Source organism: Corynebacterium dentalis, from assembly GCF_900232865.1.
GTDB classification, from domain to species: domain Bacteria; phylum Actinomycetota; class Actinomycetes; order Mycobacteriales; family Mycobacteriaceae; genus Corynebacterium; species Corynebacterium dentalis.
Genome location: NZ_OCTS01000005.1, coordinates 90,945 through 104,095 on the forward strand (window position 1 = coordinate 90,945; position 13,151 = coordinate 104,095).

The 13,151-nt window shown below is 60.1% G+C and carries 14 protein-coding genes; 13 read left to right on the forward strand and 1 reads right to left on the reverse strand.

Annotation, left to right across the window (positions count from 1 at the left end; translation table 11 throughout):
* Positions 1 to 24: 24 nt before the first annotated feature.
* From CS919_RS06405 to CS919_RS06430, 6 genes are all read left to right on the forward strand, one after another.
* Positions 25 to 1,179, forward strand: coding sequence for a glycosyltransferase family 4 protein (locus CS919_RS06405; RefSeq protein WP_099298661.1), 1,155 nt, complete (start codon positions 25 to 27; stop codon positions 1,177 to 1,179).
* Positions 1,176 to 1,661, forward strand: coding sequence for an SNARE domain-containing protein (locus tag CS919_RS06410; RefSeq protein ID WP_099298662.1), 486 nt, complete (start codon positions 1,176 to 1,178; stop codon positions 1,659 to 1,661). Before CS919_RS06405 ends, CS919_RS06410 begins: the two co-directional genes overlap by 4 nt.
* A 64-nt stretch (positions 1,662 to 1,725) precedes the next feature.
* Entirely contained in the window at positions 1,726 to 2,637 is a 912-nt protein-coding gene (gene pdxS / locus CS919_RS06415) for a pyridoxal 5'-phosphate synthase lyase subunit PdxS (RefSeq protein ID WP_099298663.1), read from the forward strand.
* 5 nt (positions 2,638 to 2,642) lie between these two features.
* Entirely contained in the window at positions 2,643 to 3,512 is an 870-nt protein-coding gene (locus tag CS919_RS06420) for an acyl-CoA thioesterase (protein WP_099298664.1), read from the forward strand.
* Positions 3,513 to 3,526: 14 nt separating this feature from the next.
* Positions 3,527 to 4,099, forward strand: coding sequence for a pyridoxal 5'-phosphate synthase glutaminase subunit PdxT (pdxT, locus tag CS919_RS06425; RefSeq protein WP_306345847.1), 573 nt, complete (start codon positions 3,527 to 3,529; stop codon positions 4,097 to 4,099).
* A gap of 115 nt (positions 4,100 to 4,214) precedes the next feature.
* Positions 4,215 to 4,967, forward strand: coding sequence for a YebC/PmpR family DNA-binding transcriptional regulator (locus CS919_RS06430; RefSeq protein ID WP_099298666.1), 753 nt, complete (start codon positions 4,215 to 4,217; stop codon positions 4,965 to 4,967).
* A gap of 42 nt (positions 4,968 to 5,009) precedes the next feature.
* Here CS919_RS06430 and CS919_RS06435 read toward each other — a convergent pair whose 3' ends face one another.
* Entirely contained in the window at positions 5,010 to 5,471 is a 462-nt protein-coding gene (locus CS919_RS06435; protein WP_194187380.1) for a DUF3817 domain-containing protein, read from the reverse strand.
* An 89-nt stretch (positions 5,472 to 5,560) separates the two neighbouring features.
* Here CS919_RS06435 and ruvC point away from each other — a divergent pair, with 89 nt between their 5' ends.
* From ruvC to CS919_RS06470, 7 genes are all read left to right on the forward strand, one after another.
* Positions 5,561 to 6,094, forward strand: coding sequence for a crossover junction endodeoxyribonuclease RuvC (gene ruvC / locus CS919_RS06440; protein WP_099298668.1), 534 nt, complete (start codon positions 5,561 to 5,563; stop codon positions 6,092 to 6,094).
* The gene (gene ruvA / locus CS919_RS06445) at positions 6,091 to 6,726 is read left to right on the forward strand and encodes a Holliday junction branch migration protein RuvA (protein WP_099298669.1); all 636 of its coding nucleotides are present in this window, start codon (positions 6,091 to 6,093) and stop codon (positions 6,724 to 6,726) included. The genes ruvC and ruvA overlap by 4 nt, the downstream gene beginning before the upstream one ends.
* A 3-nt stretch (positions 6,727 to 6,729) precedes the next feature.
* Entirely contained in the window at positions 6,730 to 7,842 is a 1,113-nt protein-coding gene (gene ruvB, locus CS919_RS06450) for a Holliday junction branch migration DNA helicase RuvB (protein WP_099298670.1), read from the forward strand.
* A gap of 58 nt (positions 7,843 to 7,900) precedes the next feature.
* Positions 7,901 to 8,221: a preprotein translocase subunit YajC gene (gene yajC / locus CS919_RS06455; RefSeq protein ID WP_099298671.1), complete on the forward strand. Its 321-nt coding sequence runs from the start codon at positions 7,901 to 7,903 to the stop codon at positions 8,219 to 8,221.
* Positions 8,222 to 8,426: 205 nt separating this feature from the next.
* Positions 8,427 to 10,166 carry a protein translocase subunit SecD gene (gene secD / locus CS919_RS06460; RefSeq protein ID WP_228073535.1) on the forward strand — a complete coding sequence of 580 codons (1,740 nt, stop codon included), beginning with the start codon at positions 8,427 to 8,429 and terminating at the stop codon, positions 10,164 to 10,166.
* Positions 10,166 to 11,437 carry a protein translocase subunit SecF gene (gene secF / locus CS919_RS06465; RefSeq protein ID WP_099298673.1) on the forward strand — a complete coding sequence of 424 codons (1,272 nt, stop codon included), beginning with the start codon at positions 10,166 to 10,168 and terminating at the stop codon, positions 11,435 to 11,437. The genes secD and secF overlap by 1 nt, the downstream gene beginning before the upstream one ends.
* A 34-nt stretch (positions 11,438 to 11,471) precedes the next feature.
* Positions 11,472 to 13,064 carry an ABC transporter substrate-binding protein gene (locus tag CS919_RS06470; RefSeq protein ID WP_159460962.1) on the forward strand — a complete coding sequence of 531 codons (1,593 nt, stop codon included), beginning with the start codon at positions 11,472 to 11,474 and terminating at the stop codon, positions 13,062 to 13,064.
* The last annotated feature ends 87 nt before the right edge of the window (positions 13,065 to 13,151 follow it).

Genomic DNA, 13,151 nt, shown 5'->3' on the forward strand with positions numbered 1-13,151 from the left:
TCTCGATTCCATTCACCCGAAAGCTTGTCCATCGGCATGGTGTGCCCGTATTCCTTCGACGAGCCAGGAGGAGTGCAAGCCCACGCGATTGACTTGTGTAAAGAACTGCGCAGTCGCGGTCACCGGGTCAGTCTGATTGGCCCGGGCACGGACCGCTCAACGGTTCCGGACTTCGTGGAACTCGGCGGGAGCAGCATTCCGATTCCTTACAACGGATCTGTGGCTAGGCTGAGCTTTGGCCCGAAGTCTCGGCGGCACATCCGCCGGTGGGTGGAGGGCAACGAGTTCGACATTCTGCATATTCACGAGCCGAATTCGCCTTCGTACTCCATGCTCTCGCTGTCTCAAGTCATGGGACCGGTGGTGGCCACGTATCACGCCTCCGCCAGTGAGTCGAAGCTGCTGACGCTCGCGCTTCCTTTTCTGCGCCCTTTGTTGGAGCGCATCCACGGGGGCATCGCGGTCAGCGAAGAAGCCCGGAAGTGGCAGGTGGAGAATTTGGCGGGCGATCCCGTGCTCATCCCCAACGGCGTGGAGACTGCGAACTATCGCCACGCGCAGCCACTGGATGACCTGGATGACTCCCGCCCACGACTGATGTTCTTGGGCCGATTCGACGAACCGCGCAAGGGGTTGCAGGTGCTACTCAGCGCGATGCCGGACATCGTGCGCGCCGTGCCAAATGTGGAGCTCATGATTGCCGGCCGTGGTGGGGTAGACACTCTGGGTAACCGGTTGAAGTCCTCTGGACTGAGCTACACCGTGGGTATGGGCCCATCAGATGCGACCGTGCGCATTCTGGGGCCAGTCTCGGAAGAAGATAAGGCCCGTGCATTGCGCAGCTCGGATGTCTACGTGGCACCCAATACCGGTGGCGAGAGCTTTGGCATCGTCTTGGTGGAAGGTATGTCTGCGGGAGCCGCAGTGGTGGCCAGCGATATTCCCGCGTTTGTTGCGGTGGGAGAAAGCGGACAATCCGCAGCACTGTTCCGCAACGGTAATGGAGAGGAACTTTCTCGCGTGGTGATTGACCTGCTGCGGGATGCAGATAAGCGCCAGAAACTGGCACGCAACGGAGAGTCCCGCGCCGCGCAGTTTGATTGGTCGACGGTGACCTCTCAGGTGGAAGATGTCTACCGCACCGTGCACGCCCCAGGACGAAAGGTGACGCTGTCATGATTTCGCTGCCCATGTGGGTATTCATTGGCATCGTCGTGCTGCTGGTGTTGGGCCTGGTGGGGCTATGGGCCAGTGGTACGGCCAACCGCCTGAACCGGCTGCATATCCGCACTGATTCCGCGCGCCTGGGATTGGAAGGCGCGTTGAGCGCCAGAGGACAAGTGATCAAGGCCTTGTGTCCCGACCTCGCCCAGGAGGTTAACCGGGTGGAAGGTGTGGTGCTCCGTGCCACCGACATGGGACACCGGACCGATGCGGAAAACCGAATCCTGGCAGAAATCCCCAAGGAGATCTTGTCCAACCCCGCGTTCGTGGAAGCGTCCACGCGCGTGGATCTCGCGGCTCGCTTCTACAACGACGCGGTGGCAGACACCCGCACGGTGCGCGACCGCGCAGATGTGAAAGCCCTGAGACTGGCAGGATCAGCGCCACTCCCGGAATACTACGAGGCACTGTTTACCCAGCTGCCCGCCACAGAGTAGATTATTGAACAGCCGTTTTTAGCAAAACGAACATTAGCTACTTACTTGTGAAGGACGATTGCCTGTGACTGAAGAAAATAGCACCGCAACCGCCGGCTCTACCGGCACTGCCCGCGTTAAGCGCGGACTGGCAGACATGCTCAAGGGTGGCGTCATCATGGACGTGGTGACCCCTGAGCAGGCCAAGATTGCTGAAGATGCGGGCGCTACCGCAGTAATGGCTCTGGAGCGCGTTCCAGCAGACATCCGCGCCCAGGGTGGCGTGTCTCGCATGTCTGACCCAGACATGATCGAAGGCATCATCGACGCGGTCTCCATCCCCGTAATGGCCAAGGCACGCATCGGCCACTTCGTGGAAGCACAGGTACTGCAGTCCCTCGGAGTGGACTTCATCGACGAGTCCGAGGTTCTGACTCCAGCCGATTACAAGAACCACATCGACAAGTTCGCCTTCACCGTGCCTTTCGTCTGTGGCGCTACCAATCTGGGTGAAGCATTGCGTCGAATCAACGAAGGTGCCGCAATGATCCGCTCCAAGGGCGAGGCCGGCACCGGAGATGTCTCCAACGCCGTGACCCACATGCGCACCATCCGCGCGGAAATCAACCGCCTGACCTCCATGGCAGAAGATGAGCTGTACGTGGCAGCCAAGGAGCTGCAGGCGCCATACGAGCTGGTCCGCGAGGTTGCTCGCAACGGGAAGCTGCCAGTGGTCATGTTCACCGCTGGTGGAATCGCCACCCCAGCCGATGCCGCAATGATGATGCAGCTGGGCGCCGAGGGTGTGTTCGTGGGCTCCGGAATCTTCAAGTCCGGAAACCCAGAGCAGCGCGCCAAGGCAATCGTTCAGGCCACCCAGAACTACGACGATCCACGCACCGTCGCCGATGTCTCTCGTGGACTCGGTGAGGCCATGGTGGGCATCAACGTCGATGACATCCCACAGCCACACCGTCTGGCAGAGCGCGGCTGGTAAGACCAATGTCTATACCGCAGCCACGTATTCTGGACGTCCTCGATCTGGAGCACATTGATCGGGACATTTACCGTGGAGCAGTGATCCCCACCAACCTGGGGCGCACGTTTGGCGGCCAAGTGGCTGCGCAGAGCTTGGTGGCGGCAACCCGCACCGTGGGCTCTGAATTTGGCGTGCACTCCATCCACGGATACTTCGTAGCCGGGGGAGACCCAGATAAGAAAACCACGTTCCTCGTGGATCGCATCCGCGACGGACGCTCCTTCGTCTCCCGGCACGTCAAGGCGCTGCAAGATGGCAAAGCGATCTTCGTGATGCAGGCCAGTTTCCACATCCGTACCGATGACGGCCCAGAGCATTCAGATCAGATGCGCAAGGTCCCGGCACCGGAGGACATTCCTGAAGAGTCTGCACCCGCACGGGAGGCAGTCCGTTCTCTGTTGAAGGAATGGAACGAGTGGGACATCCGCATCGTGCCGCCGGAGATGTACGAACACAACAAATACACCCCGTCCCAGCAGGTGGTGTGGTTCCGATCCAAGGCCAAGTTGCCGGACGATGAGACCCTGCATATCTGCACGCTGGCGTACATGTCCGATATGACGCTGCTGTCCTCCGCTCTGGTTCCGCACCAGGACGAGCCCGTTCAGGAAGCCTCGCTGGATCACGCGCTGTGGTTCTTGCGGCCTTTCCGTGCCGACGAATGGCTCCTGTATGACCAGGTTTCTCCATCCGCACACGCGGGACGCGCACTGACGCACGGGCGCATTTTCAACCAGCAAGGCGATTTGATTGCGGTGGTGACTCAGGAAGGCCTGACGCGCACACTGCAGCCAGGAAAGCACACCCTGCCACCACGTAAAGAGAATTCATGAGCACGAAGTTGACCATCGGCATCCTGTCCGTGCAGGGCGGAGTTGCCGAACACGTCCGCATGGTGGAAAAGCTGGGGCACGAGGCTGTGCTGGTGCGCCGCACCGAGCACCTCGAGAACATCGATGGGCTGATCCTGCCCGGTGGCGAGTCCACCACGATGTCCCGTCTGCTCCGACTTGGTGGAATGATTGAACCGCTCCGTGAAGCCATCCAAGCAGGGTTGCCGGCATTTGGCACGTGCGCGGGCATGATCATGCTAGCCACGAGGGTGTTGGACACCCGCCCCGATGCGGAATCTCTGGGTGTCATTGACGTGGCTGTTCGACGCAATGCCTTCGGCAGGCAGAGGGATTCTTTCGAAGGCGAACTGGACTTCACCGGAATTGAGAATCCGGTGGACTCGGTATTCATCCGCGCCCCGCAAATCGAAAAAGTGGGGGACGACGTGCAGGTGCTGGCTACGGTGAACGAGCGCGTGGTGGCAGCGCGACAAAACCACGTCCTTGTCACCAGCTTCCACCCAGAGCTCACCGAGGATCTGCAGGTCCACCAATACTTCGTGGAAATGATTCGCAGTAGCTGTTAGGTGTTTGGCGTCGACAAAAAAAGAAAACGACCAGCACCAACAAACCACACGCAACCCATCTAGTAACGTGGGTGCGAGAAGATTTTCCCTATTTCCACCAACGCGAAAGAGGACGATGTCAGGCCATTCCAAGTGGGCAACCACCAAGCACAAGAAGGCAGCGAACGACGCCAAGCGCAGCAAGGAGTGGGCCAAGGCGATCAAGAACATCGAGGTCGCGGCTCGTACCGGTGGTGGAGACCCAGCCGGTAACCCCACCCTCGATGACATGATCAAGAAGGCCAAGAAGGCCTCCGTTCCTAACGACAACATCGAGCGTGCTCGGAAGCGCGGCGCCGGCGAAGAAGCTGGCGGCTCCGACTGGGAAACCTTGATGTACGAAGGCTACGGCCCCAACGGCGTGGCCATGCTCATTGAGTGCCTCACGGATAACCGGAACCGCGCTGCTACGGAAGTGCGCACCGCAGTGAACAAGAACGGTGGCAACATGGCCGATGCGGGCAGCGTGTCCTACATGTTCAACCGCAAGGGCGTGGTGGTGCTGGACAAGAACGGCCAGGAAGAGGATAAGATCCTCATGGCTGTTCTGGACGCTGGTGCCGAAGAGGTTAATGACCACGGCGAGAAGTTCGAGATCGTCTGCGAGCCGGGCGATATGGGCGCGGTGCATAATGCGCTGAAGGCCGCGGACATCGATTATGACTCCGTGGAGCCGGATTTCCGTCCCACCATGGAAGTACCCGTGGATGCGCCGACCGCGCAGAAGGTGTTCAACCTCATCGACATCTTGGAAGATGTGGATGACGTGCAGAATGTCTACACCAACATGGATATCCCAGCCGACGTGCTGGAGGAGCTCGAGGCTTAAAGCGCTTCGGCTCTAATAGGGGAGTTGGCGAGGATCGGCTGGCTACTTGAACCACTCGGCGGGGGAGCCGAGTGCCAGTAGTCCGCTGAACACAATCGCAAGTCCGATAACAATCACCAGCAGCGCGAGCACTGGCTTGTTGACAATGAAGGCCAAAACCTTTTCCGGCACAGTGTGGGGCTGTTCAGTAGAGCCCTTGCGGAAGCGCCAAGGGCCATCCAGAAGTCCGCGGGAATCTGCGTTGCGCTCGAAGGGGATGGTCACAAAGGGGATGATTGCGCTGGCTAGGCCAATGATTCCCCGTCCCGCGCTCCACTTATTGTTGACCCAGATCAGCACGGTGGAAACGCAAAAGCTTAAGAAGACGAAGCCGTGAATGCCGCCAGCGATGGGAGTTAGCGCCTCCGTGGTGCCCGAGTACTTGAGGGCCATGCCCAGCAGCAGGAGGGCCCACGTGCAGGCTTCGGCGACGGATACAAACTGATACACGGACTTCGGTGACATGATCCCTAATCTAGCAAACGGAGTGTCCGCTCCTGTTTTCGCACGTATGTGCTAAATTAACTAGCGCTATGGACACTACTCAGCGCGCGATGGCGCCTCGCTCTGCGCACTCCTTGGCGGGGGTGCGCGTAATGGGCATTGACCCTGGACTGACCCGGTGTGGGCTGTCCATGGTGCAGGCAGGTAAAGGTCGCAGCGTGTTGCCTATCGCGGTGGGCGTGGTGCGCACCCCGGCGGACGAGGATCTCGCCGACCGGCTGCTCCGCCTTTCCCTGGCGGTGGAGGAGTGGATGGATGATTACTCCCCGGATGTGGTGGCCATCGAGCGCGTCTTTGAGCGTTCTAATGTGTCCACCGTGATGAATACAGCGCACGCCTCTGGGGTGTTGATGCTCGCTGCCGCCAAGCGAGGCATCGCGGTGCACATGTACACCCCCAGTGAGGTCAAGAAGTCCATCAGCGGCAATGGACGCGCGGACAAAGCGCAGATGACCAACATGATTACCCGTATCTTGGGTCTATCCGAGCCGCCCAAGCCCGCCGATGCTGCGGACGCCCTAGCCTTGGCTGTGTGCCACTGTTGGCGGGCGCCCATGAACCTGATTGTGGAGGGACAACTGTGATTGCATCCTTGAGAGGCACTGTCATCGACAAGAGCCTGGATACTGTCGTCATCGAATGTGGCGGGGTGGGCTATGAGTGCCTGACCTCGCCGAACACGAATGCTCAGCTCGCGCGGGGCGAGGAAGTGTTCGTGCTGACGGCCCACGTGGTGCGTGAAGATTCACAAACCCTGTATGCGTTCATGGACGCTGAGCAACGCAAGGCTTTCTACACCGTTCAAGGTGTCTCGGGCGTGGGTGCTCGTCTAGCGATGGGCATCCTGGGCACGCTTTCTGCAGTGGAGCTGGCCCGCGCCGTCCACGATGGCGACGTCAAGGCCCTGCAGAAGGCCCCTGGTGTGGGGAAGCGATTGGCCGAGCGCATGGCCGTTGACCTCAAGGGCAAGCTGCCGGATCTCCCGGTTTCTACCCCAGGTTCCTTTGATCCGACGCCAACCCCAGGCGCTTCCGCTGCCGGTATTGAGAATGCGGATGTCCTGTCCCAGGTTGTCGAAGCGATGACCGGCCTAGGCTTTTCGGAGAAGGAATCCGAAGCCACGGCCCGGAACGTGCTGGCGCACATGGATCAGAGCAACGTCTCTGTCTCCGCTGTGCTCCGAGGCGTACTGTCCGCGATGAACGGAGGGCGTTAATTCATGGCGAAGAACGGCGATATCGAGCGCACGGAGTTTGCGTTGCCTGACGATGCCCCGCGAGCCGCAGGGCTCGGTGAGGGAGCAGCGGGGAAGCCACCTGTTCGCAACCCAGATTTGGATGCTCGCACCACGTCGGAAGAGCAGGATGTGGAAACGTCACTGCGTCCGAAGTCTCTGACTGAATTCATTGGGCAGAAGAAGGTCCGCCAGCAGCTGGACTTGGTTCTCAGCGGTGCGCGGGCTCGCAACGTGGCTCCGGATCACGTGTTGCTGGCGGGACCTCCCGGACTGGGCAAGACCACCATGGCCATGATCATCGCCCAGGAGCTGGGAAGCTCACTGCGCATGACCTCCGGTCCGGCGCTGGAGCGCGCAGGTGACTTGGCCGCGATGCTCTCCAATTTGATGGAGGGCGATGTCCTGTTCATTGACGAAATCCACCGCATGGCACGCCCTGCGGAAGAGATGCTCTACATGGCGATGGAGGATTTCCGGATCGATGTCATCGTGGGCAAGGGCCCGGGAGCCACATCCATTCCGATTGAAATTGCCCCCTTCACATTGGTGGGCGCCACCACCCGTTCCGGCATGCTCACCGGTCCGCTGCGCGACCGCTTCGGCTTTACCGCCCAGATGGAGTTCTACGAAACGGAAGATCTCACCCGCGTAGTGATGCGTACTGCGGGAATCCTCAATATGAATCTCTCCGCAGACGCTGCGGCGGAGATCGCCAGCCGATCTCGAGGAACCCCGCGTATCGCCAACCGATTGTTGCGGCGTGTGCGTGACTTCGCCGATGTGTACGCCGGGGGAGTCATCGATGTAAAGGTGGCTCAGTCTGCTCTGGTGGTGTTTGACGTCGACGAACAAGGACTCGATCGCCTCGATAGGGCCGTGCTTGATTCGCTGGTGCGCGGCCATGGCGGCGGTCCCGTGGGCGTGAGCACCTTGGCGCTGGCGGTGGGCGAGGAGCCCTCGACGGTGGAGGAAGTCTGCGAACCGTACTTGGTGCGAGCCGGAATGGTCGCCCGCACCCCGCGCGGACGCGTCGCCACAGCTCAAGCTTGGCGTCACGCAGGGTTGATTCCACCAGATAATGCACCTGGGCTGTAATCAAGAAACGCGCGGGAAGCTTTAGGCACCCACAGGTCACTGTGGCACACTATCCCTCATGGATCTTTTGCTCTTAGGCTTACTTCTCGTGGTGTTTGTTGCGCTTCCACTCATCAGCTTGCGCAAGCAAAACCAGCGCATGAAGGAAATTCGCACCTTCCAAGACAACCTTCATCCCAACATGGTGGTCAAGACCACCTCCGGCATGCACGGCCGCATCTCCCACATCGGAGAGACCACCGTGGATCTGGAAATCAGCGCCGGCGTGGTGACCACGTGGGACCGCACCAGCATCCTGGCGCTCGTAGATTCTGTGGAGTCCGGCTCGCAACAGGCCGATCAGCTTGGCAAAGACCCAGAGGCTCCAGAAGAGCAGTAATAGCAGCTAAGATTTCTACGTTCGGCGCTCAAGTGACCAATTGAGTTGGTCATTTTGCGCCCTCATCCCTACTCCTTCAATCGCTACAGGAGCTAATACAGTGGCGTCTCAGCGCACGCGTAGCAAACGGCGAGGACAAGTTGCTTGGCCCAAGCAGGTCATCGCTTTGTTCATCGTCATCCTCATTGGTGTTTTTGCCCTGGTGATGTTCACCGGGTCCAAGAGCCCGACCCCGAAGCTTGGCATCGACCTGCAGGGTGGAACTCGTGTGACGTTGGTTCCTCAGGGTGGTGAGCCCACCTCAGATCAGCTGAACCAGGCTCGTACGATCTTGGAAAACCGCGTCAACGGCATGGGCGTATCCGGCGCAGAAGTGGTCACGGACGGCAACAATCTGGTGATCACCGTGCCTGGTGATGACGCGGGAGAAGCGCGCAACTTGGGCAAGACGTCCCAGTTGCTGTTCCGTGGTGTCGCCCAGCCTGTGGCACCTACCGCCGAGCTTCCCAAGGTGCTGAAAGACATGGCCAATCGTTGGGTTGAAGCCGGAGTGATGACTCCGGATGAGGCCAACGAGAAGCTGGCCGCGGTGGTTCCCGTCTTTTCGCAGATCGGCGTTCCTAATCCACCCAAGGAGATCAAGGTCTCTGCCAAGGCGCCGAAGGAGCCAGCAACGTCGGTGGAAGAGCAGAAGTTCCGCGATCATCAGGTCTCGGTGCTGCGCAATGACCGCCAGTCTGCTGATCCCGACACACAAAACGCTGCGGCCTCGCTGATGACGTGCTCCGGAACTGACCCATTGGCAGGTGCAGATGATCCGTCGAAGCCATTGGTGACGTGTTCCGAGCAGGGCCCGATGGTGCTGGACCCCGCCCCGCTTTTGGTGGGTAAGCCAGGTGAGGAAGGCCAGAGGCTGACCGGCGAATTGATTGATACCGATTCGCAGATCACTGGTGGGCTGGATCCAAATACTGCCCAGATGGCCATCACTTTCCGCTTCAAGACCGGCGAGCAGACCCCTGGTGGAGAGACCTGGTACCAGCTGGGTCAGCAGATGATGGGCCGCCAGGTTGCCATCACCCTGGACAGCCAAGTGATTTCCGCCCCAGAGATTCAGAGCCCCACTCCTCCCGGAGAAGTCAGCCAGATCACCGGCAACTTCAGTGAGAAGGAAGCACAGGATCTGGCCAACAACCTGCGTTATGGCGCGTTGCCGCTGAGCTTCGTCGGTGAGAACGGCGAGCCCGGTGGCACCACCACAACCATCTCTCCAACGATGGGCGAGGCGTCCCTGCGTGCCGGCATTATCGCCGGTCTGGTTGGTTTAGTTCTGGTCGCGCTGTGGGCGCTGTTCTACTACCGCATGCTCGGCGTGGTCGCGATGCTCTCTCTGGTGGCCAGCTTCTTGCTGGTCTACGGATTCATCGTGCTGCTGGGCCGTTGGATCGGTTACAGCCTGGATCTGGCGGGTATCGCCGGCTTGATCATTGGCCTGGGCACCACGGCGGACTCCTTTGTGATCTACTTCGAGCGCATCAAGGATGAGATCCTCAACGGATCCTCGTTCCGCTCGGCCGTGCCGCGTGCATGGCAGCGCGCTCGTTCCACCATCGTCACCGGTAACTTCGTCTCCTTGCTGGCCGCCGTGATTCTCTACTTCTTGGCGATCGGCGAGGTGAAGGGATTCGCGTTCACGCTGGGTCTGACGACGTTGTTCGACGTGGTTGTGGCCTTCATGGTGACGGCTCCGATGGTGATTCTTCTTTCCCGACGCCGCTTCTTCCACAGCCCACACATCAATGGTCTGGGCGCGGCATTCCGTTCCGCGGAGCGCCACTCGGAAGAGCACCAGCGTGCGGCGAAAATTGATTCGAAAACTGACGCTGTGGCCACCGCGCCCGCGGACAGCACCAGCACTACCGCGTCCACGAAGGGGGAGAAGTAATGTCTACTGACATCTCCGCGTCGAAGGACGCGAAGGATAAGCGCACATCCAAGAACAACTCTGGCAAGCAGCCTGGGTTCTTGGAGCGCATGTACAACGGCGAGAGCGGTTTGCAGATTGTTCCCAACCGTAAGAAGTGGTTTGCGGTACTGATCGGCATCCTCGTGGTGTGCATCGCCGCCATCCTCATCCGCGGATTCTCGCTGGGTATCGATTTTGAGGGCGGTACGCGCATCTCGATGCCACCAACCAACGGCGCCAACGAGACCACCGTCTCCGAAACCTTTGAAGAGGCAACGGGCGTGAGCCCGCAGGCCACGCAGATCGTGGGTTCCGGTGATGCACGGCAGGTGGAAATCACCTCGGAACGACTCAGCGAGGAGCAGATTCGCGATGCTCGCTCCGCTCTGTTCGATAAGTTCCAGCCCACCGATGCCAACGGCGAGGTCACGGAAGCCGCGGTCAACGATTCCACCGTTTCCGAATCCTGGGGTGACTCCATTACCCAGCGCATGGGCATCGCGTTGGCAGTGTTCCTGGCAGCGGTGTTTATTTACATCACCCTGCGTATGGAAGCGGACATGGCCCTCGCAGCCATCATTTGTTTGGTCATCGACCTCACCGTGGTGGCGGGAATCTATTCGCTGATTGGCTTTGAGGTCTCTCCAGCCACCGTCATCGGTCTGCTGACGATCCTCTCGTTCTCCCTGTACGACACGGTGGTGGTCTTCGACAAGGTCAAGGAAAATACTGCCGGGCTGTTTAACTCCACCCGCTCGACGTACGCGGAGCAGGTCAACTTGGCGGTCAACCAGACGATCATGCGCTCGCTGAACACCACCATTTTCTCCGCCGTGCCGATCATCTCTTTGCTGGTCGTTGCCGTGGGGATCATGGGCGTGGGCACGCTCAAGGATCTGGCTCTGGTGCAGTTCATCGGCGTGGTGGCCGGAACGTTCAGCTCCATCTTCTTCGCCGCACCTCTGCTGGTTGTGTTTAAGAACCGACGCAAGGAGTACCAGGATCACGAAAGCCGCGTATTGCGAGCTCGTGAAGGCGGCTACTCGGAAGACTCCGCGGACTCCAGCTCTGAGCTGCCCGCTGAGAATGCCGTTGTGGCGCGCGAGGTTGGCGTCGGAAATAACGACACTGCTGCCTCCCACCCGAACTCGGCAAACGAGACTCGCGAACTGCGACGCGTGAGCAGCCCGAACGAGCACCACGGTGCAACGGCCGAGGACACGGGGCGCTCTTGGCGCCCAGGAATGTAGAAAGAAGCGTTTAAGGATGCGGACAATCGGGCGTGTGATCGCGCTGCTGACTGGTGTGGCTTCGACCATGGCGCTGGCGGCATGTGCAGAGGAGGCCGAACAGCAGCACGAGAAGGGCGAGCAGCTGGGTTACGTGCTGTCTCGTCCGATCGCCACCACCAATGCAGGTACGGGGCTGGGAGTGGCCACGGATGCGGAAAAGCTCTCCGCTCGGCTGTACCCGGGCGCGTTTTTGGCGGGTCCTGATGCACAGCTGCTGCCCAATCCAGATCTGGTGACCGCAACGCCGGTTCCACAGGATCCAACGGTGGTCAACTACGTCATCAACGAGCAAGCCTCGTACTCCGACGAGCAGCCAGTAGTGTGCGACGACTTCCTCTTGACCCAGGCGGCTGGCAGTCGCTCGGACCTATTCGGTTCGGACATGCCACTGTTCAATCAGGTGGCGGGGATCGATTGCGCACCGGGGGCTAAGCAATTCACCGTGCACTTTAACCCCGGCTTCGGGCAGCGCTACCGTGAGCTGTTTACCCCAGGGACAGTGCTGCCGTCCCACACCGTTGCACAAGCTGCAGAGGTGCAAGATGTGGTGGGAGCGATCGACTCGCAAGACGAGCAGGCGCTGCAACAGCTTGGCCAGGCATGGCAGGACACGTTCAATGTGGCAATTACGGACCCATCGACAGTGCCGACTCACGGCCCCTACCGTATTAGCGCACGAGGGGAAAAGGGCGACCTCGAACTGCAGGCCAACACTCACTATGCGGGCAGCAAGCCGCAGGAGAGTCCGATCTACGTGTGGCCAAACGATGCCGATATCAAATCCTTGGTGGAGGCCAAGCAGCTGCGCGTGGCAGACCTAGGCTCCACCGCGAACTGGGAGACCGATGGTCTTAAGGAGCCGGACTTCCGCGTGGACAAGGATCAATCCGGACGCGTAGACACCTTTGGTTTGGACACGGCGGGGATGTTCTCTGACGTGGAGATGCGCCGCGCCTTTAATGGTTGCGTGGATCGTCAGGCGATGGTGCAGCGTGTGTCTACTGAGCTGAACTTGGAGACCAAGGCCACGGGTCTGCGCATGCTGCCCGCGACGCACCCGCTGGCTGCGCAGCTGCAGGAAACCTCTGATGCGCAGATGACGATGAACATGGAACGCGCGGGGCAGTGGCTCGGCGGACAAACTGTTCGCGTGGGCTACTTGGATGCGGTCCCGCGCTACGCCACGATGGTCGATGAACTGGCCAAGAGCTGCCAGAAGGCAGGCGTGACCATCGACCCTGTGCCTCTGACCGTGGAATCCTACGGACAGCTAGGCACGGACTATGACGTGATCCTCACCACCCGCCCTGCTTTTGGCCGTAACTCCAGCACCAACGAGAACGGAACCTCCAGCGTGGGGGAAGTGAAAAAGGTGGAAGCGGAGCTCTACCAGGACATGACTTCCATCCCGCTGAGCACAGAACCGCGCGTGGTGGCAGTTGACCAGTACATGGCAAACGTCTCGGACAACGGTGGAGACGCCGGCTTGTCATGGAACATGGACCGTTGGGTGCAACGCTCCACTCCTGTGGAGCCAAGCACCGGCAGTGATGAGGATGCTGAGGCACCGGCGGACGCCATCTAGTTGCCGGGCGCGCGGGTGGGTTTTCCATTGCTCAGGTTGAGTGAATTCCAACACACTAAGGTGAACCCATTAGGGTGGATGCCACAC

Excerpts from the sequence above, each read along its gene's own strand:
- yajC (WP_099298671.1), top strand. The coding sequence starts at position 7,901 with ATGGATCTTTTGCTCTTAGGCTTACTTCTCGTGGTGTTTGTTGCGCTT.
- CS919_RS06430 (WP_099298666.1), top strand. The coding sequence starts at position 4,215 with ATGTCAGGCCATTCCAAGTGGGCAACCACCAAGCACAAGAAGGCAGCG.
- ruvC (WP_099298668.1), top strand. The coding sequence starts at position 5,561 with ATGGCGCCTCGCTCTGCGCACTCCTTGGCGGGGGTGCGCGTAATGGGC.
- secD (WP_228073535.1), top strand. The coding sequence starts at position 8,427 with ATGTTCACCGGGTCCAAGAGCCCGACCCCGAAGCTTGGCATCGACCTG.
- CS919_RS06410 (WP_099298662.1), top strand. The coding sequence starts at position 1,176 with ATGATTTCGCTGCCCATGTGGGTATTCATTGGCATCGTCGTGCTGCTG.
- CS919_RS06420 (WP_099298664.1), top strand. The coding sequence starts at position 2,643 with ATGTCTATACCGCAGCCACGTATTCTGGACGTCCTCGATCTGGAGCAC.
- ruvB (WP_099298670.1), top strand. The coding sequence starts at position 6,730 with ATGGCGAAGAACGGCGATATCGAGCGCACGGAGTTTGCGTTGCCTGAC.
- CS919_RS06435 (WP_194187380.1), bottom strand. The coding sequence starts at position 5,471 with ATGTCACCGAAGTCCGTGTATCAGTTTGTATCCGTCGCCGAAGCCTGC.
- secF (WP_099298673.1), top strand. The coding sequence starts at position 10,166 with ATGTCTACTGACATCTCCGCGTCGAAGGACGCGAAGGATAAGCGCACA.